The sequence below is a fragment of the Actinoplanes sp. 13 genome (genome assembly GCF_056134165.1).
In genome coordinates, this window is record NZ_JBVYOQ010000002.1 from 418,097 (window position 1) to 436,155 (window position 18,059).

General features: G+C 71.9%; 15 protein-coding genes. 8 read left to right on the top strand and 7 right to left on the bottom strand.

Going from position 1 to position 18,059, the window contains the following annotated elements:
* Positions 1-22: 22 nt before the first annotated feature.
* From AC0NH5_RS06500 to AC0NH5_RS06525, 6 genes are all read right to left on the bottom strand, one after another.
* On the bottom strand, positions 23-1,069 hold the full coding sequence (locus AC0NH5_RS06500) for a 5'-methylthioadenosine/S-adenosylhomocysteine nucleosidase family protein (protein ID WP_474400940.1): 1,047 nt from the start codon (positions 1,067-1,069) through the stop codon (positions 23-25).
* On the bottom strand, positions 1,062-2,792 hold the full coding sequence (locus tag AC0NH5_RS06505) for a hypothetical protein (RefSeq protein WP_474400941.1): 1,731 nt from the start codon (positions 2,790-2,792) through the stop codon (positions 1,062-1,064). The genes AC0NH5_RS06500 and AC0NH5_RS06505 overlap by 8 nt, the downstream gene beginning before the upstream one ends.
* Positions 2,792-4,009: a hypothetical protein gene (locus AC0NH5_RS06510; protein WP_474400943.1), complete on the bottom strand. Its 1,218-nt coding sequence runs from the start codon at positions 4,007-4,009 to the stop codon at positions 2,792-2,794. The genes AC0NH5_RS06505 and AC0NH5_RS06510 overlap by 1 nt, the downstream gene beginning before the upstream one ends.
* 124 nt (positions 4,010-4,133) lie before the next feature.
* Entirely contained in the window at positions 4,134-6,320 is a 2,187-nt protein-coding gene (locus tag AC0NH5_RS06515; RefSeq protein WP_474400945.1) for an esterase-like activity of phytase family protein, read from the bottom strand.
* 75 nt (positions 6,321-6,395) lie between these two features.
* Positions 6,396-8,576: a heavy metal translocating P-type ATPase gene (locus AC0NH5_RS06520; RefSeq protein ID WP_474400947.1), complete on the bottom strand. Its 2,181-nt coding sequence runs from the start codon at positions 8,574-8,576 to the stop codon at positions 6,396-6,398.
* 9 nt (positions 8,577-8,585) lie between these two features.
* Positions 8,586-9,497 carry a hypothetical protein gene (locus tag AC0NH5_RS06525; protein ID WP_474400948.1) on the bottom strand — a complete coding sequence of 304 codons (912 nt, stop codon included), beginning with the start codon at positions 9,495-9,497 and terminating at the stop codon, positions 8,586-8,588.
* A gap of 78 nt (positions 9,498-9,575) precedes the next feature.
* On the opposite strand from AC0NH5_RS06525, the gene AC0NH5_RS06530 reads away from it, so the two are divergent.
* Together AC0NH5_RS06530 and AC0NH5_RS06535 are read left to right on the top strand one after the other, a co-directional pair.
* Complete coding sequence (locus AC0NH5_RS06530) at positions 9,576-9,872, top strand: metal-sensitive transcriptional regulator (RefSeq protein ID WP_045746267.1); 297 nt, start codon at positions 9,576-9,578, stop codon at positions 9,870-9,872.
* 137 nt (positions 9,873-10,009) lie between these two features.
* A complete protein-coding gene (locus AC0NH5_RS06535; protein WP_474400950.1) occupies positions 10,010-10,240 on the top strand; it encodes a hypothetical protein in 231 nt (76 codons plus the stop codon).
* A gap of 90 nt (positions 10,241-10,330) precedes the next feature.
* Here AC0NH5_RS06535 and AC0NH5_RS06540 read toward each other — a convergent pair whose 3' ends face one another.
* On the bottom strand, positions 10,331-11,383 hold the full coding sequence (locus AC0NH5_RS06540) for an XdhC family protein (protein WP_474400952.1): 1,053 nt from the start codon (positions 11,381-11,383) through the stop codon (positions 10,331-10,333).
* A gap of 130 nt (positions 11,384-11,513) precedes the next feature.
* Between AC0NH5_RS06540 and AC0NH5_RS06545 the strand changes: the two genes are divergently transcribed.
* The 6 genes from AC0NH5_RS06545 to AC0NH5_RS06570 all read left to right on the top strand — a co-directional run bounded on the left by AC0NH5_RS06545 (position 11,514) and on the right by AC0NH5_RS06570 (position 18,057).
* Positions 11,514-12,380, top strand: a complete 867-nt coding sequence (locus AC0NH5_RS06545; RefSeq protein ID WP_474400954.1) for an FAD binding domain-containing protein — start codon at positions 11,514-11,516, stop codon at positions 12,378-12,380.
* A gap of 4 nt (positions 12,381-12,384) precedes the next feature.
* Positions 12,385-12,861: a (2Fe-2S)-binding protein gene (locus AC0NH5_RS06550; protein WP_474400956.1), complete on the top strand. Its 477-nt coding sequence runs from the start codon at positions 12,385-12,387 to the stop codon at positions 12,859-12,861.
* Positions 12,858-15,251 carry an aerobic carbon-monoxide dehydrogenase large subunit gene (locus AC0NH5_RS06555; RefSeq protein ID WP_474400957.1) on the top strand — a complete coding sequence of 798 codons (2,394 nt, stop codon included), beginning with the start codon at positions 12,858-12,860 and terminating at the stop codon, positions 15,249-15,251. The genes AC0NH5_RS06550 and AC0NH5_RS06555 overlap by 4 nt, the downstream gene beginning before the upstream one ends.
* Positions 15,252-15,274: 23 nt before the next feature.
* Positions 15,275-16,255, top strand: a complete 981-nt coding sequence (locus AC0NH5_RS06560) for an XdhC family protein (protein WP_474400959.1) — start codon at positions 15,275-15,277, stop codon at positions 16,253-16,255.
* Between the two features lie 93 nt (positions 16,256-16,348).
* Positions 16,349-17,176: an AAA family ATPase gene (locus AC0NH5_RS06565; RefSeq protein ID WP_474400960.1), complete on the top strand. Its 828-nt coding sequence runs from the start codon at positions 16,349-16,351 to the stop codon at positions 17,174-17,176.
* Positions 17,173-18,057, top strand: coding sequence for an SRPBCC family protein (locus AC0NH5_RS06570; RefSeq protein WP_474400962.1), 885 nt, complete (start codon positions 17,173-17,175; stop codon positions 18,055-18,057). Before AC0NH5_RS06565 ends, AC0NH5_RS06570 begins: the two co-directional genes overlap by 4 nt.
* The last annotated feature ends 2 nt before the right edge of the window (positions 18,058-18,059 follow it).

Here is an 18,059-nt window from a genome sequence, read left to right on the forward strand (position 1 = left end):
GCGCCGGGCCACCCGCGCCGCGTCAGATCAGCAGGTCGATGCGTTGGTGGCGCAGGCCGTCGCGCAGGAAACGGGCCGCGGCGTAGCTGGCCGCCAGCTGCCAGTGCTTGGGGCGCGGAGTCTCGCCGTGGTCGGCGATGCCCCGGATGACCAGCCAGGGCACGTCCCGCTCGCCGCACGCGGCGGCGAAGCCGGCGCCCTCCATCTCGGCCGCCAGGGTCCGGGCGTGCAGGCCTTTCACCAGGTCGGGCAGCGAGCCGTCCTCGATCAGCTTGCTGCCGGCCAGCACGACTCCGCGGCGTACGCGGGGCTCCCAGGTCCGCAACTCGTCGGCGGGTGCCTGGGCGTCCGTGCCGAAGTCCGCCAGGAAGTCCCGCCGCACGTCGGCCGGCCAGGTCCGGACGATGACGTCGAGCAGCTCGGTCCGGTTGATGTGCCGCTCCGGAGGGGAGTACGCCTTGGGCATGTAGACCGGACCGCCCCGCCTCATCTCCTGGAACTCGTAGGCCAGCACCGACTCGGCCACGACGACGTCGCCCGCGTTCACCTCACCCCTGACCCCGCCCGCCATGCCGATCAGCACGCACGCCTTGGCGCGGATCAGGGTGAGCAGAGCGCCCAGGTGCAACGCCGACTCGACGTTGCCGGCCGTGCCCACCATCGCGATCGCGAAGGTCCGGTTGTCGACCTCGGCCGTCCAGGCCTCCAGGCCGTGCCCCAGTTTGACCACCTGCGAGGTGTCGGTCACGCCGAAGACCTGCAGGCAGGCGGTGAGCTCCACCTTCTTGACGGTGAGCACCAGGTAGTCGACGGTGAGTTCGACCGGCTCGTCCATGAACGGCGCTCCTTCGTAGTCACCCACCCGGTCCCGGACCACCTTGCCGAGGTCCTTGCCGATCCGGTCGCCCCGGGCCACCAGGACCGGCGCGACGATCCGGGCCACGTTCGGATAGTCGTCGATCAGCTGGGACAGCAGTCTCTCGAGGGCCAGGTCGCGGCCGGTGGACTCGATACGGCCGCAGGCCAGCGCGAGGCTGGCGATGTTCCGCAGACTCGCGGCGTCAGGCATGTCGCCGGCCCTTCTTCGTCATCCGCAGCGGGTTCCACCGGATCAGGCTCAACATGTTGTCCGGTCGCGGCGCCGCTCCCACCGGCAGCTCGATGACCGAGGCGGAGATGTCGGCGGATCGCCCGATCGTCTTGCGGACGATGCGGTCCAGTTCGGTGAGGGTGCTGTAGGTGACCGACGACTCGTCCAGCAGCGCGATCCGCGAGCTGCGGTACCGATGGATGATCCCGGCGACCTTGGCCGGCAGAGCGCGCTCTTCCTTGATCACCTGCCGCTCGACCTTCGCGATCGCGACGGCCAGGCGCCGTTCCACCGCGTCGCTGATGGGACGGATCGCGGTGCCCTCGTCGGGAGCGACGATCAAGAGCTGCGCTCGTGGGCACTCGAGCCGCACCTCGATCGCGTCGATCAGCGCCTCGGCCAGCCACAGCGAGTCCCAGTCGTCGAGATTGCGGAGCTGGGGAAAGGATCGGATGCCCTGCCGGGTGGACGGCACCGCGTACTCGAGGGCGGATCCGTAGTCGTCGAACAGCGTCAGCATCGAGACGGACGACGGTGTGCGCCACGGATCCGCCATCTGCTGGACCTCGTTCGACAGCTTGGCCGCCCGGACCTGCCAGGAATCCTCCCGCAGCAGGGTGATGTCGACGGCGGCGAAGTAGTCCAGCTCCACGTCGACGCCGTCGAGCGGGACCGTGACCGTGCCGCAGACGGCCGAGTCCGCGGGCTCGGCCGTCTGCGGGAGGTCGCAGAGCACCGCGAGCAGATTCGCGTCCTCCCGTCCGCGTTCGCGGCACTCCCGCCACAGCTCGGAGATCCGCCGGCCGGTCTTGTAGGCAGGTGTGACCACCGCGAACCGCTTCTCCGGATTCCCGAAGTCCTGCTTCGCGACCTCGGCGACGGCGGCCAGCACCTGGTCGTCCGCCGTCCGGCCGCGGATGTCGTCGATGGTGTACGCCTTGACACCGGCCTCGAAGCAGGCGGCGTTGACCGCCGACGTCAGCCACTTCGACCCGGTGTCGTCGTACACCACGAAGTCCACCCGGCGGTCCTCGAAGTATGCCGTCAGCAATTCCTGCAGCTCGGTGGCGCAGCCGCCGGCCGAGTAGCGGTACACCGAGTACTCAGTCGTGCGGGTGCTCGAGGCGAACACGCCGCGGGAGCGCAGGAGCTTGCCGGCGAAGATGTTCCGGCGTTCCCGAAGACTGATCCACTCCGGGTTCTCGGCCTCCCCGAACCACTGCGGCGGCTCCGCGGTCGAGACCCGGCCGGCCGAGTCGACGATGATCACCGACTGGCGGAAGCGTTCGTCCTCGGCCAGCAGCGTGAGGTCGTCGGTCGGCGCCAGCGACTCCTTCACGATGATGAGGATCTGTTTGCCGCGCAGCGAAGCGTCGGGCAGCTTCCCCATGGCTTGGAAGAGCAGGATGTCGACGAGGGCGTACCGCCCGCCGGCGCGGTCGTAGTCCATGTCGATCAGCACGACGGACGACTGTTGCGTCAGGGCGGTCAAGCGGTCCGTGAGGGCGGAGATCGTCTCGTCGTCGAACGCCTCGATGTCGAGCGCTACCGGAAAGGTCTCCGACGGCCCGTCGCCCGGGCCGTCCCCGGCCGATGGGCGGGCGAACGAGCGGGCGATCGCGTGGAGCCGGTCCTGGGTGAAGCCCTCTGCCATGATCGGCAGAGGACGGATGCGGAGGATGGAGTACGGCGGCTCTGCCATCACGCGTTTCTCAGCGGGACGCTCGCTATCAGCAGGTTGCCTCGGAAGGGGCAGGCATGCGGACCGAGTCGCTGAATCTCACCGATGTACCGGTTGGGCCTGTCGTCGAGCCGCAGGCGCAGGCGATAGTCACCGCTCACGTACCGGATGGTCCCGCCGAACTGATCGATGACAGTCTTGCGGATGAGATAGAGGCCGAGTCCGCCGTGCACCCGCGCCCCGGCCGGTAACAGGTCTTCCGCGAGGTCGGCGTAGGTGTCACCGCGAGCCCCGCCGTCCGGGCGCGGCCGGGGCACGGACGTCACACCGAGCATGAACGAGGAAACCATCAGGTGCTCGGGGTTGGCGACCGTGGACCGGTCCTCGGAGCTGAGCTTGATGACCTTCTTCGCCGTCCCCTCGCCGGACACGGTGATGTCGAAGGTCTCGCGGACGAAGCCGAAGGCCGGCGAACGCACGGTGCGCTCCGACTGGAGCGCGCCGGCCAGCGTCTCGGCGTACGTCTTCCCGTCGTCCCAGATCGCGATCTCCATCTCGGCCTGGTCGCCGACATCCCGCCGGAGGCGGTCGGGGCGCTTCACCACCTGTGCCGAGGTGAACGCGACGGTGGCCTGCGGATGATTCGCCGCGTTCAGCACGGCTTCGCGGATCACCTGGGTCGCGATCCGCTTGCCGAAGCCCCCCAGGTAACGGTCGAGGACACTGACGATGTGCCGGTCGAGCCAGCGACTGGTGACGACGGTGGCCGCCTCGGCCGGGTTGTCGGCCAGCGAAATGGCGGTGAGCGCGAACGACGTCCGGGGGAGCAGCTGCTCCCGCCCGCCGCCGGGGGTTGCCAGCATCGCCACATAACGCGGCGGTGAGCCGCTGATCCGAGCGAACCTGATGCGGGACTCGCCGGTCAGGAAGGACGCGAACGGCAGGCCGGTGGCGAGCGTGACGGCGTCGGGGAAAGCCCAGGCCCGCAGGTAGTCGAGCACTCGCGCGTCGTCCGGCAGGCCGAGAAACGTCGGGTGGCCGCGGCGGACCCGCTCGCTGAGCACCCCGACGAGGAAGAGCAGCGTCTCGTGCTCCATGTAGCAGACGCCGCGGAGATCGATCTCGACCGGACTGGAGCCGGCGGCGCCGATGCCGGCCCATGCCTTGTCCAGCCGGGCGACGTCGAAGGCGGAGCCGCGACCGTTCAGCGTGCGTACGTGCAGGGTGCCAGCACTCATCCGACCCGACCGATCGTTGCAGGAACGGTGATCTGTCTGAGGTGGACGCTAGCGGTGCGGCCGGGACCCGTCCAGAGGCGCCGCGGGGAGGGTTCGGGAAGCCGAACCCTCCCCGCGGGAAGGGTCAGCGGAGGCCGGGGACGTCGATGACGATCAGCTCGGTGTCGTCGGCGCGGCCCGGGACGCGGCCGTCGTTGCCCGGGAAATTGTTGTCGTTGGCGACCAGCACCCGGCTGCCGCCGAGCGGCAGCACCGACTCGACCGACTGCAGCGGGAACGAGAACAGCGGGCCCACGCCGTACTCGCCGGGACGGGCCGGGGTGGAGACGCCCCGCGGATCGGCGACCCGCATCAGGTCGACAGCAGTGCGCCGGGACAGCCGGCCGTCGGCGGACGCCGTGTCGAGATCGGTGACGACCAGGCGCTTGACCTGCGACTGGGCGCCCATGAAGTTGTCCCGCTCGATCAGCAGCAGCCGGCGGCCGTCGAGCACCGCGGCGTCACCGATCACCAGTGACGGGTCGGACACGTGGAAGGACCAGGTGCGGCCGGTGTACCGGTTCGCGCGGACGTCGAACTCGTAGACGATGCGGCGGGTCTGGTCGGCGTCGTCGGTGCGGGCGCCCTCCAGGATCGGGTACAGCGTCCGGCCGTCCGCGCTGACCGCCATGGCCTCGAAGCCGCGGCTGCCCGGCACGGTGGCCGTCTCACCCGGGGCCAGGTCCGGCGACTGCGGCGACTTCCCGCCGTCCGGCAGCGGGATCGGCGCCTGGAGCACCTTGCCGGTCCGGTCGGTACGCACCAGGTACGGCCCGAACTCCTCGCCGATCCACAGATCGCCCCGATGGTCCCGGGCCAGCGACTCGATGTCGAAGTCCGCACCGGTCAGCAGCCGGTCCGGGGTGTTCTCGTTGACGATCGGGAACGGCACCTTGCGGTTCGGGTCGCGGAAGCTGATCCACCCGTTGACCTTCACCGTGTGCCGGCGGTGGTCAGGCGCGATGTCGTACGCACGCAGCAGGAAGTCCGCCGAGTTGTTCTTGGCGCCGAAGCCGTTGTCCGGCATGGCCAGCAGGCGCCTGCCGGACAGGTCGCCGGCCCGGGCCGGGATGACCGCCGAGAAGCCGGGGATCGGCTGACCCGGGAACGGCGCGGTGATGCCGTTGACCGGGGTGGTGCTCAGCTGGGTGCCGGAGACCGGGCCGGGCTGATAGGCGGTGGCCGGCAGGATCGCCCGGTCGCGCAGCGTCACCTTCGGCGCGATGCGGACGGCGAGCCGGTAGAGCCGGGTGATCTGGGTGGCGCTGCCGTTGTCGTCGGAGAGCAGGTACAGCAGGCGGCGCCCGCCCGGCAGCGGCCCGCCCAGCGCCGCGCCCTCGATGTTGTCCAGCAGCGGGTTCGGCTGCGGCTGTTTCGCGGTGGCGCCGGACGGCGGGCAGTCGGCGATGTCGGCGAGAAGCTGCTTGCCGAGCCACCCGCGCGGGTCGGTGACGGTGGACAGCGAGGCGACGCCGGAGACGTCCGGGGCGCCGGTCGCGTCGACCTGGAAGACGCGGACCGTGTTGCCGGCGCCCGCGGTGAACCCGCGCTCCACCGACAGCAGCTGGTCGTCGCCGAGCGCGACCAGCTCGACCAGGTTGAGCCCGGGGTCGGTGCGGTACGCGTGCTGAGCGGTCTGCGAGTAGGCGCGGCCGGAATACCGCAGGATCCGGTTGTTGCCGGCGCCGTCGGTGGCGAGCGAACCCTCCATGCCGGCGTACAGCACCCGGTGGTCGGGGGTGGTGGTCAGCGCCTCGAACGTCTGGTTGGTCGCGGCCTCGCCGGCCGGGGCGACCCGGAACCGGGCCGGGACCGGCAGCGAGCCGATCTCGCGGCCGTCGGAGAGCCGGAACCGGCGGATCGACGGCTCCCGCTCCGAACTGGCCAGGACCGTGCGGCCCTCGGCCACCAGGCCCTCACCGTCGAAGTCCGCACCGGTGTAGGCGGTGCCGTCCGCCCGCTTGAGCAGCGTGACGCCGCGAACCGCGGGGCGCGCCAGGTCCACGTCGTAGAGCCGGGCCGGCGTCGTGCCGATGTTGTCGACCAGCGCCAGGCCGCGGGACCGGCCGGTCAGCGCGAGCGCGGAGAGCCCGGCGACCGGGGTTCCGGCGAAGGTGGTCTTGTCCAGCGCGTCCGAGAAGCCGAGCAGGGACGCGGTGGGCGAACAGTCGCGCCCGCCCGCCGGGAACGACGAAGCGGACGCGGGCGCCGGGGCCGCCGTGAGCACCACGGCCACGGCGGCCGCCGAAGCGAGAAGGGGTCTAGCAGCCACGTTTCCTCCACGGGCCGAGTGAATCTTGCACCCGACACGGTGCCGGGCCGGGCGGAACACCCGGCCAATGTGGAGTTAACTGGGCCGGAAGCGGCGCAGGCGGAGGCTGTTGGCGACCACGAACACCGACGAGAACGCCATCGCGGCGCCCGCGATCATCGGGCTCAGCAGGCCCGCGGCGGCCAGCGGCAGGGCGGCCACGTTGTAGGCGAACGCCCAGAACAGGTTGCCCTTGATGATCCGCAGGGTGCGCCGGGACAGCCGGATCGCGTCCACCGCCGCGGTCAGGTCGCCGCGGACCAGCGTCAGGTCGGAGGCCTCGATCGCCACGTCGGCGCCGGTGCCCATGGCCAGGCCCAGGTCGGCCTGTGCCAGCGCCGCCGCGTCGTTCACGCCGTCACCGGCCATCGCCACGACCTTGCCGGCCGCCTGCAGCCGATTCACCACGTCGACCTTGTCGGCGGGCAGCACCTCCGCGATCACCTCGTCGATGCCGACCTCGGCGGCCACGGCCCGGGCCACTGCCTCGTTGTCGCCGGTCAGCAGCACCGGGTGCAGGCCCAGGCGGCGCAGCCCGGCGACGGCGGCGGCGCTGCTGGGCTTGACCGCGTCGGCGACCGAGAGGACGCCGCGGGCGGCGCCGTCCCAGCCGGCCACGACAGCCGTCCGGCCGGCGCGCTCCTCGGCCTCCATCGCCGCGAGGACGGCGGCCGGGATGTCGAGACCCTCCGCGCGCAGCAGGGCGGGGCGGCCGACCACGATCAGACGGTCGCCGTGCTTCGCGCGTACCCCCAAGCCCGCCGAGCTGGTGAAATCACTCACCGGAAGGTGCTCGCTCAGCTCCGCGGCGATCGCCTTGGCGATCGGGTGTTCCGATCCGGCCTCGGCCGACGCGGCCAGCCGGAGCACCTCGTCGCGGTCCTCGCCGGGAGCGGGGACGACGTCGGCGAGGACCATCGTGCCGGTGGTGACGGTGCCGGTCTTGTCCAGCACGACCGTGTCCACCCGGCGGGTCGACTCCAGCACCTCCGGGCCCTTGATCAGGATGCCCAGCTGGGCGCCGCGGCCGGTGCCGACCAGCAACGCGGTCGGTGTGGCCAGGCCGAGCGCGCACGGGCAGGCGATGATCAGCACGGCGACCGCGGCGGTGAACGCGGCCGTCCAGCCGGCGCCGGTGCCGAACCACCAGCCGAGGGTGGCCGCCGCGAGACCGATCACGATCGGCACGAACACCCCGGAGATCCGGTCGGCGAGCCGCTGCACGTCCGCCTTGCCGGCCTGTGCCTGCTCGACCAGCCGGGCCATCTGCGCGAGCTGGGTGTCGGCGCCGACCCGGGTGGCCCGCACGATCAGGCGGCCGCCCGCGTTGACGGTCGCGCCGGTCACCGGGTCGCCCGGGCCGATCTCGACCGGGACGCTCTCGCCGGTGATCATGCTGCGGTCGACCGCGGAGCTGCCGTCCTCGACGACGCCGTCGGTGGCGACCTTCTCACCGGGGCGCACCACGAAGCGGTCGCCGGCCCTCAGCTCGGCGGTCGGCACGCGCACCTCGGATCCGTCGCGCAGCACCGCGACGTCCTTGGCGCCGAGCTCCAGCAGCGCCTTCAGCGCGGCGCCGGCACGGCGCTTGGAGCGGGCCTCGAAGTAGCGCCCGGCCAGCAGGAACGTGGTGACCCCGGCGGCCGCCTCCAGATAGATGTTGCCGGCGCCGTCGGTGCGGGTGACAGCGAGTGTGAAGGGGTGTGTCATGCCCGGCTCGCCGGCGGTGCCGAAGAAGAGCGCCCACAGGGACCAGCCGAAGGCGGCGAGGGTGCCGAGCGAGATCAGGGTGTCCATGGTGGCGGCGCCGTGGCGCAGGTTGACGGCGGCGGCGCGGTGGAACGGCCAGCCGCCGTAGACCACCACCGGCGCGGCCAGCGTCAGCGACAGCCACTGCCAGTAGGTGAACTGCCAGGCCGGGACCATGGCCAGCAGGATCACCGGAACGCTCAGGACGATCGAGATCCACAGCCGGGTCCGCAGGGAGTCCGGTTCATCCGCTTTCTCGACGATCTCCTCGACGGCGGCCGTGTAGCCGGTCTTCTGCACGGTCGCGATCAGATCGGCGGCGGTGACGCCGTCCTCGACCGTCGCGGTCGCCTTCTCGGTGGCGTAGTTGACCGTGGCGGTCACGCCGTCCATGCGGTTGAGCTTCTTCTCGATGCGGGCCGCACACGAGGCACAGGTCATCCCGCCGATCTCGAGTTCGATGAGCACGATGTCCTCCTAGTCGTGGGTGTGGCCGTCGGCCTCGTGCGCCGGCTTCTCCACGGCGCGGGGCGCCTCGACGCCCGCGGTCGCCATCGTGAACTCGGCGGTGCGCACCTTCCCGTCGTGCTTGAAGTCCAGGTAGAGACGGTAGACCCCGGCGGACGGGACCTCCGCCGCGAACGCCAGGCTTTTCTCGTCGACCGGGTGCACGTGCAGATAGGCCAGATCCCCGTCGCGCAGGGCGACGAGGTGCCCGAACGCTCCGAGGTACGGCTCCAGGCCGGTGACCGTCGCGCCGTCCTTCGCCACCGTGAAGGTGAGCTGCGAGGACGCGCCGGGTGTCAGGCCGCCGCCGACGGTGACGAAGTAGCCGTCCACCTCCGCGACGACCGCCGCCGGCGGCAGAGGAGCGGGCCGGTAGTCGCCGGGGGCCGGGGCGTCCACGCCGAGGGTGAGCTGGTCGTGACCCTCCGGCTGGAAGTCGGCGAACACCCTGTACTGCCCGGGGGCGGTCACCGCCAGCGGGATGCTCCAGGTGCCGTCCGCCCCGAGCGCCGGGTGGACGTGCTGAAATCCGGAGAGGTCGCGGCGGACCACGATCAGGTGCAGATCCTTGTCGTGGTTGCGCACATATCGCCGGACCGGCTGCCCGTCCGGCCCCAGGATCTTGAAGGCGAAAGTGCCGTCGCCGAGCCGGGTGGAGACCGGCGCGAGGCGATATCCGTCCTGCGTGACCTGCAGCCCGCCGGGCAGCGAGGCGGCCGGCGCCTGATCGCTCGCCGGTGCGGCGTGGGTGTCGGTGTGCGCGGCCGGCGCGGCCGGTGCCGGCTCCTCGTCCGGCCCGAGCACCCGCCCCGCCCCGGCCGCGGCGCCGAACGTCAGGGCCAGCCCGAGGGCGTAGGCAGTCAGCTTCACGGAAGTCCTCATGCCCCTACGTTACACATACCCGGTAGGGGTATCAAAGTGCGGCTCGTCATACCCCCTGGGGGTTGTATCATGGCAGGCATGACCAATCCTGCCCCTACCCGCGGCTACACAGCTTCCAAGGACAACCTGCAGTCGCGGCTGCGACGGATCGAGGGGCAGGTGCGCGGCATCGACCGCATGGTCGAGGACGATCGCTACTGCATCGACATCCTCACCCAGATCTCCGCCATCCAGGCCGCCCTCGACAAGGTCGCGCTGGGCCTGCTCGACGGCCACGCCCGCCACTGCATGCACGAGGGCGCGCAGGAAGGCCGCGCCGACGAGATGGCCTCGGAACTGATGGCTGCCGTCGGCCGCCTGATGAAACGCGGATGAAAACCCCTTTATAGTACGCGTCAGGAAGAGTCCCGGGCTCGGCTCGGGTCGGCCAGGCGGTCCGCCCCGGCCGTCGCCCGGCGCCACCCCATGAAATCCGGTTGGCTCACGGCGCCTGCCGCGGCGATGATCCGTACATGACATCGACACTCGTGGGCATCCGGGCCGGCATCGATGCGGCGCTGCTCGGCTGTGCCAACCGCCGGGACCGGCGCCGAGCCGCCCGCGGCCGCCCGTGCGGCGGCCCCGGCCGTGACGGGGGCTGGCCCGGCGGCGCGTTCACCCGGCGGCGCCGCCCGTGGACCCCGGCCGGCCGCGGCTGGGAGTTCGGCGTCGGCCACCGGTACCAACCGCTCCGCCGCCGCTGACAGCGAGCCGCCCGTGGACGGCCGTGCCCTGATCGACGCCGCGGCGCAGGCAGCCGGGCAGGAACGGCCGATCAGCGCGGTGCCGGCGGATCACGCCGGGCGGTGGATGGGCGCGCTGAGGCCGGTCAGCGGCGCCCCCGAGCCGCCCCAGGACGACGCCACGATCTCGGCGGCGATCGCCACCGCGGTCTCCTCCGGGGTGCGGGCGCCCAGGTCCAGGCCGATCGGGGCGCGCAGCCGGGACAGCGCGGCCTCCGGGACGCCTGCCGCACGCAGGCGGTGCACCCGGTCCTCGCAGGTGCGCCGGCTGCCCATCGCCCCGATGTACCGGGCGGGGGTGTGCAGTGCGACCTCCAGCAGCGGGACGTCGAACTTCGGGTCGTGGGTGAGCACGCACAGCACGGTGCGCTCGTCGACCTCGGTGCCCGCCAGGTAGCGGTGCGGCCACTCGACGACGACCTCGTCGGCCTCCGGGAACCGGGCCGCGGTGGCGAAGACGCCGCGGGCGTCGCAGACGGTCACCCGGTAGCCGAGGAACCTGCCGATCCGGGCCACCGCCGCCGCGAAGTCGATCGCGCCGAAGACGATCATGCGGGCCGGCGCGGCCCACGACTGCACGAAGACCTCCCGCTCGCAGGCGGTCACGACGGCGCTGCGGCCGTGGGCGAGCAGCCCGGCCGCCAGCTGGGCGGCCGCCCGGTCCAGCTCGTCGTCGCCGAGGGTGCCCTCGACCCGGTCCGGCCGGACCACGAGCTGCGCGTCCGGCACCGAGACGGTGGCGACCGGGCTGCCTTTCAGCACCGCCTGCAGCAGCTCGTCGAGGCCGGTCAGCGCGGTGGCCGGCTGGATCAGGACCTCGAGGGTGCCACCGCACGTGAGACCGACCTGGAGAGCATCGCCGTCGCTCACCCCGTACGTCTGCGTCTGTGCCTTTCCAGTTCTGATGACCTCCTCGGCGGCGGCGTAGACGGCGCCCTCCACGCACCCGCCGGAGACGCTGCCGAGCACCTCGCCGTGCTCGCTGACGGCCATCGCCGCGCCCGGCTGCCGGGGCGCCGACCGCCAGGTGTTCACCACCGTCGCCACGGCGAAGCCGATGCCGGCGGCGCGCCAGGTGAGCAGGCCGTCAACGATGTCACGCATCCCCGCACCCTTCCGTGATCGTGGGAGCCCCGTCAACGACTGGTTAAGCGAACGCTTAGGTCGCTGTTGACAGTGGACGGACGGCGCGCGAGGGTCGGCGCGGATTCCTCCCGGGAGGTGCAGGGTGCAGGTGCCGGCTCCGTTCGAGTACGAGCGTGCCACGAGCGTGGATCAAGCGATTGGACTGCTGGAGCGTCTGGGCAGCTCGGCCCGGCTGGTGGCGGGCGGGCACAGTCTGCTGCCGATGATGAAGCTCCGGCTGGCCAACTTCGAATATCTCATCGACATCAACGACCTGCACGGCGAGCTGGGATACATCCGTCTCGGCGGCGACGAGGTGCGGATCGGGGCGATGACCCGGCACCGCGAGCTGCTGGAGTCCGACCCGCTGGCCGAGGTCTTCCCGATCTTCCGGGACGCGGAGCGGGTGATCGCCGACCCGATCGTGCGCAACCGCGGCACGCTCGGCGGCTCGCTGTGCCAGGCCGACCCGTCCGAGGATCTCTCCGCGGTCTGCACAACCCTCGACGCGAGCTGCGTGATCCGCGGGCCGGGCGGCGCCGAGCGGGTCGTCTCGATGGAGGAGTTCCACGTCGGGCCGTACGAGACGGCGGTGGCGGACAACGAGATTCTCACCGAGATCCGGATCCCGGTCCGGGCGGGCGGCGGCAGCGCGTACGCGAAGGTCGAGCGCCGCGCCGGCGACTGGGCCGTGGTCTCGGCCGGCGCGGCCGTCTGGCTCGACGGCGGCCGGATCTCCGACGCCCGGGTGGGCCTGGCCGCGGTCGGCCCGAACACCACCGGCATCCCGGAGATCTCCGCCGCGCTGCGCGGCAACCAGCCCGGCGACGATCTGTACGAGCTGGCCGGCGCGATCGCGGCGCGCAGCTGTGACCCGGTGACCGATCAGCGCGGCAGCGCCGACTACAAGCGCCACCTGGCGGACGAACTGACGCGGCGCACCCTGCGCGCGGCTGTCGAGCGGGCGAGGAGCTGACGCGATGCAGGTCACGATGACTGTCAACGGTGCCGAGTACACCAGGGAGATCGAGGGCCGGCTGCTGCTGGTGCACTTCCTGCGCGACGTGCTCGGCCTGACCGGCACCCACTGGGGCTGCGACACCAGCAACTGCGGTGTGTGCGTGGTGTGGCTGGACGGCGAGCCCGTCAAGTCGTGCACGGTGCTCGCGGCGATGGCCGGCGGCCACGAGGTGCGCACCGTCGAGGGCCTGGCGAACGGCGCCGAGCTGGACCCGATCCAGGAGGGTTTCCGGCAGTGCCACGGCCTGCAGTGCGGGTTCTGCACGCCCGGCATGCTGATGACCTGCCGGGCGCTGCTGGACAAGAACCCCGACCCGACCGAGGGGGAGATCCGCGAGGCGATCTCCGGTCAGATCTGCCGCTGCACGGGTTACTCGTCGATCATTCGCTCGGTCCGCTGGGCCGCCGTGCACGAGAGCAAGGTGGAAGCGCAGTGACGACGGTGTCGGAGAACAAGCTCACCGAGTTCGAGGACAACGACCAGAAGCCGGTCGGTTTCGGGCGGATGCTCCGCAAGGAGGACCCCCGGCTGCTGCGCGGCCGCGGCCGCTTCACCGACGACGTGCAGTTGCCCGGCATGCTGCACCTGGCGATCCTGCGCTCGCCGTTCGCGCACGCGCGGATCGTCAGCATCGACACCAGCGCCGCCGAGGCCTCACCCGGCGTCAAGGCCGTGGTGACCGGCGAGACCCTCAAGGGGCTCGGCCTCGCCTGGATGCCGACCCTCTCCAACGACGTGCAGGCCGTGCTCGCCACCGACAAGGTGCGCTTCCAGGGCCAGGAGGTGGCGTTCGTCGTCGCCGAGGACCGTTACCAGGCGCGTGACGCCCTGGAGCTGATCGACGTCGAGTACGACGTGCTGGAGCCGGTCGTCGACGTCCGCCGGGCCCTGGAGCCGGACGCCCCGCTGATCCGCGACGATCTCACCGGCAAGACGAACAACCACGTCTTCGACTGGGAGACCGGCGACGCCGACGAGACCGACCGGGTCTTCGCCGCCGCCGACGTGGTCGTCAGCGAGGACATCGTCTATCCGCGGGTGCACCCGGCGCCGATGGAGACCTGCGGCTCGGTCGCCGACTTCGACCCGGTCGAGGGCCGGCTGCGGCTCTGGTCGACCACCCAGGCCCCGCACGCGCACCGCACGCTCTATGCCATCGTCGCCGGCATCCCCGAGCACAAGATCCAGGTGATCGCCCCGGACATCGGCGGCGGCTTCGGCAACAAGGTGCCGATCTATCCGGGGTACGTGCACTCCATCGTCGGCTCCATCGTCACCGGCAAGCCGGTGAAGTGGATGGAGGACCGCTCGGAGAACCTGATCAGCACCGGCTTCGCCCGCGACTACATCATGCGCGCCGAGATCGCCGCGACCCGCGAGGGGAAGATCCTGGCGATCCGCACCAACGTGCTCGCCGACCACGGCGCGTTCAACGGCACGGCGGCGCCGGTGAAGTACCCGGCCGGCTTCTTCGGCGTCTTCACCGGCAGTTACGACCTGCGGGCGGCGCACTGCAAGATGACCGCCGTCTACACCAACAAGGCGCCCGGCGGGGTGGCGTACGCCTGCTCGTTCCGGATCACCGAGGCGGTCTACCTGGTCGAGCGGATCGTCGACTGCCTCGCCCACGAGCTGGCCATGGACCCGGCCGAGCTGCGGCTGAAGAACTTCATCCAGCCCGACCAGTTCCCGTACACCACCAAGACCGGCTGGGTGTACGACTCCGGGAACTACGAGCCCACCATGCGGCTGGCGATGGACATGGCCGGGTACGCGGAACTGCGCGAGGAACAGGCGCTCAAACGGGCCCGCGGCGAGCTGATGGGCATCGGCATCGCGTTCTTCACCGAGGCGGTCGGCGCCGGCCCCCGCAAGAACATGGACATCCTCGGCCTCGGCATGGCCGACGGCTGCGAGCTGCGGGTGCACCCCACCGGCAAAGCCGTCGTCCGGCTCTCGGTGAAGACACAGGGCCAGGGCCACGAGACCACGTTCGCCCAGATCATCGCCGAGGAGCTGGGCATCCCGCCGGCCGACATCGACGTGCTGCACGGCGACACCGACAACACCCCGTTCGGGCTCGGCACGTACGGCAGCCGGTCCACCCCGGTCTCCGGCGCCGCGGCGGCCCTGGTGGCCCGCAAGGTCCGCGACAAGGCGCAGCTGATCGCGTCGGCGATGCTCGAGGTGTCGGTGGCCGACCTGGACTGGGTGAAGGGCGCCTTCCAGGTGAAGGGCGACCCCGGCCGGTCGGTCACCATTCAGGAGATCGCCTTCCGGGCGCACGGCGCGGGCGACCTGCCGGAGGGCATGGAGGGCGCGCTCGAGGCGCAGATCTGCTACAACCCGTCGAACCTGACCTACCCGCACGGGGCGTACATCTGCGTTGTCGACATCGACCCGGGCACCGCCGAGGTGAAGGTCCGCCGGTTCATCGCGGTCGACGACTGCGGCACCCGGATCAACCCGATGATCATCGAGGGCCAGGTGCACGGCGGGCTCACCGACGGCGTCGGCATGGCGCTGATGGAGATGATCGCCTTCGACGAGGACGGCAACTGCCTCGGCGCCTCGCTGATGGACTACCTGATCCCGACCGCGCTGGAGGTGCCGGACTGGGAGACCGGCTTCACGGTCACCCCGTCGCCGCACCACCCGATCGGCGCGAAGGGCGTGGGCGAGTCGGCCACGGTCGGATCGCCGCCGGCCATCGTCAACGCGGTGGTGGACGCGCTCAAGCCGTTCGGCATCCGGCACGCGGACATGCCCCTCACCCCCTCCCGGGTCTGGGACGCCATGCGCGGCCGGGCGACACCCCCGATCTAGGGCACAACCATGGAGGAGTACGCATGACGAGCACCGCGGACCGGGCGCGGGAACTGACCGCCGCGCGCCGGCCGTTCGTGCACGCGACAGTGGTCCGGGCCCAGGAGCCCACCTCGGCGCGGGCCGGTGACGACGCGGTGATCCTGCCGGACGGGTCGATCGAGGGCTTCGTCGGCGGCGTCTGCGCGGAGACCTCGGTGCGGGCCGCGGCCCTCGACACGCTGCGCGACGGCACCAGCGTCCTGCTGCGGGTGCTGCCGGAGGACTCCGCCGCGTTCCCGGAGACGCCCGGCGCACGGGTCGTGATCAACCCCTGCCACTCCGGCGGGGCCATCGAGATCTTCCTGCGCCCGGTGCTGCCGAGGCCGCTGCTCGTGGTGGCCGGGAACACCCCGGTCAGCGCGGCCGTCGCCGAGCTGGCCGAGTTCCTCGACTTCGAGGTGACCCCGGCCGGATCCGCCCGGGGCGCGGTCGCGGCGGTGGTGGCGGGGCTGGGCCGTGACGAGGACCGGGCGATCCGGGCCGCGCTGGCCGCCGGTGTGGAGCTGATCGCGCTGGTCGCCAGCCACACCCGGTCGGCGGTGGTCCTCGACGAGATGGGCCTGACCACGGACGAGCGGGCCAGGATCCGGCCGCACGCCGGCCTGGACATCGGCGCCCGTACCCCCAAGGAGATCGCCCTGGCCGTCCTGGCCGAAATCGTCCGGGAGATCCGGCGCGGTGGCCTGGCCGCCGGATCCGGCCAGGCCGAAGCGCACCGGGCCGCAGCTTCGCAGGCCGCCACCCATGGCGAGGCCGCAGCGCTCGCCCAGGCCGGACCGGAGCTCGTGGCCGGCCCGACGCTGCCCGCCGGGCCGGTCGCGACCCCCGCCGCGGCCACCGCGATCGACCCGGTGTGCGGCATGACCGTGGTGATCGGGCCGGACACCCCGCACGGTGTGGTGGACGGCGAGGACTACTGGTTCTGTTGTCCCGGCTGCCTGAAGAAGTACACGGCGGCCTAGGTGGGCGGGACCGGTGCTCCGGCCGCCTCGGCGGCCTCGTCCTCGGCGTCCGCCGCGGCCTCATCCGTGGCCTCCTCCGCGGCTGAGGTTGCCGTGCGGCTCGACGCCGTCGACTACCTGGTCGACGACGGGCTGGCGATGGCGATCTTCCTGGCCCTGCGGCTCGGCCGGCCGCTGCTGCTCGAGGGCGAGCCCGGCGTCGGCAAGACGGCCGCCGCCAAGGCCCTCGCCCGGGCCCTGGACACGCCGTTCATCCGGCTCCAGTGTTACGAGGGACTGACCGCCGGCGAAGCCCTGTACGAGTGGAACTACCAGAAGCAGCTCCTGCACATCCGGCTCGCCGAGGCCCGTGGCGTGGCCCTGGACGACGCCGACCTGTTCACCGCCGCGTTCCTTCAGGAGCGACCCATCCTGCGGGCCGTCCGGCACGCCGGGCCCACCCCGCCGGTCCTGCTGATCGACGAGATCGACCGCGCCGACGACGAGTTCGAGGCGCTGCTCTTCGAGTTCCTCGGCGAGGCCGCCGTCACCGTGCCCGAGCTGGGCACGTTCGCCGCCACCCGGCCGCCGGTCGTGGTGCTCACCTCCAACCGCAGCCGCGACCTGCACGACGCCCTGCGGCGGCGCTGCCTCTATCACTGGATCGAGTTCCCCGAGCCGGCCCGGGCCGCGCAGATCGTCCGCCGTTCGGTGCCCGGCGCCGGTGCGCCGCTGATCCGCGACGCCTGCGAGTTCATCGGCCGGGTGCGCGGCCTCGACCTGGACAAGGCGCCCGGGCTCGCCGAGACCATCGACTGGGTGTCCGCGCTGGCCGCGCTCGGCGTCAGCGAACTCGCCCCCTCCGACGTCCTGCGCACTCTCGGCACCATCGCCAAGACACCCGACGACCGGGTGGCCGTTTCTCAGGAGAGCCGCTCATGAAGATCACCAACGAGTTCACCGTGCACACGCCGATCGAGCAGGCCTGGCAGGTGCTGACCGACCTGCCGGGCATCGCCCCGTGCATGCCCGGCGCCCGGCTCACCGGGGTGACCGACGACGTCTACCAGGGCAAGGTCAAGGTGAAGGTCGGGCCGGTGATCTCCGATTTCACCGGCACTGCCCGGTTCACCGAGAAGGACGACGGCGCCTACCGCGCGGTGATCGACGCCAAGGGCCGCGACGCCCGGTCGGCGGGCAACGCGGCGGCGGTCGTCACGGCGGCGCTCACCGCGGCCGGCCCGGACCGCACGACGGTCAGTGTGGACACCGACCTGAGGATCAGCGGGAAGCTGGCCCAGTTCGGCAGCGGAATGATCAAAGAGGTGTCGGAGAAGCTGCTCGCCCAGTTCGTGACGAACCTGGAGGCCAAGCTGGCGGCCGAGAACGAGGGCACGGCCCCGGGCACACCCACCGCTTCCACCTCCGTCTCCGCGCCCGCCTCGACCCCCGCGTCCGTCTTCGGCTCCACCTCCGCCTCGGCCGTCTCCGCCTCGGCAGGCATCGCGGAACCCACCGCTGAGCCGGTCGTGCCCGATCCTTCCGCCGGCGTGGTCGAGCCCGCGGCCGGCCGGCTGGCCACCGCACCGGGAACGCCGGACCCGATCGCGCCGCTCAACGTCCCGCCGGCGAAGCTCGCCGAGGCGGCCGGCAGCCCGGCGGCAGTCGCCGCCCGGACCGATCACAAGATCGAGAGCGCCGAGCCGGAGGCGATCGACCTGCTCGGCATCGCCGGCAACTCGATCTACCGGCGAGTCGTCCCGGTGGTCGTCGGCGTGGCGGCGGTCGCCGCGGTGATCGTCTGGGCGGTGCGACGCCGCTGAGC

Excerpts from the sequence above, each read along its gene's own strand:
- AC0NH5_RS06535 (WP_474400950.1), top strand. The coding sequence starts at position 10,010 with ATGACATCGACACTCGTGGGCATCCGGGCCGGCATCGATGCGGCGCTG.
- AC0NH5_RS06525 (WP_474400948.1), bottom strand. The coding sequence starts at position 9,497 with ATGAGGACTTCCGTGAAGCTGACTGCCTACGCCCTCGGGCTGGCCCTG.
- AC0NH5_RS06560 (WP_474400959.1), top strand. The coding sequence starts at position 15,275 with ATGACGAGCACCGCGGACCGGGCGCGGGAACTGACCGCCGCGCGCCGG.
- AC0NH5_RS06510 (WP_474400943.1), bottom strand. The coding sequence starts at position 4,009 with ATGAGTGCTGGCACCCTGCACGTACGCACGCTGAACGGTCGCGGCTCC.
- AC0NH5_RS06550 (WP_474400956.1), top strand. The coding sequence starts at position 12,385 with ATGCAGGTCACGATGACTGTCAACGGTGCCGAGTACACCAGGGAGATC.
- AC0NH5_RS06505 (WP_474400941.1), bottom strand. The coding sequence starts at position 2,792 with ATGGCAGAGCCGCCGTACTCCATCCTCCGCATCCGTCCTCTGCCGATC.
- AC0NH5_RS06540 (WP_474400952.1), bottom strand. The coding sequence starts at position 11,383 with ATGCGTGACATCGTTGACGGCCTGCTCACCTGGCGCGCCGCCGGCATC.
- AC0NH5_RS06530 (WP_045746267.1), top strand. The coding sequence starts at position 9,576 with ATGACCAATCCTGCCCCTACCCGCGGCTACACAGCTTCCAAGGACAAC.
- AC0NH5_RS06570 (WP_474400962.1), top strand. The coding sequence starts at position 17,173 with ATGAAGATCACCAACGAGTTCACCGTGCACACGCCGATCGAGCAGGCC.
- AC0NH5_RS06500 (WP_474400940.1), bottom strand. The coding sequence starts at position 1,069 with ATGCCTGACGCCGCGAGTCTGCGGAACATCGCCAGCCTCGCGCTGGCC.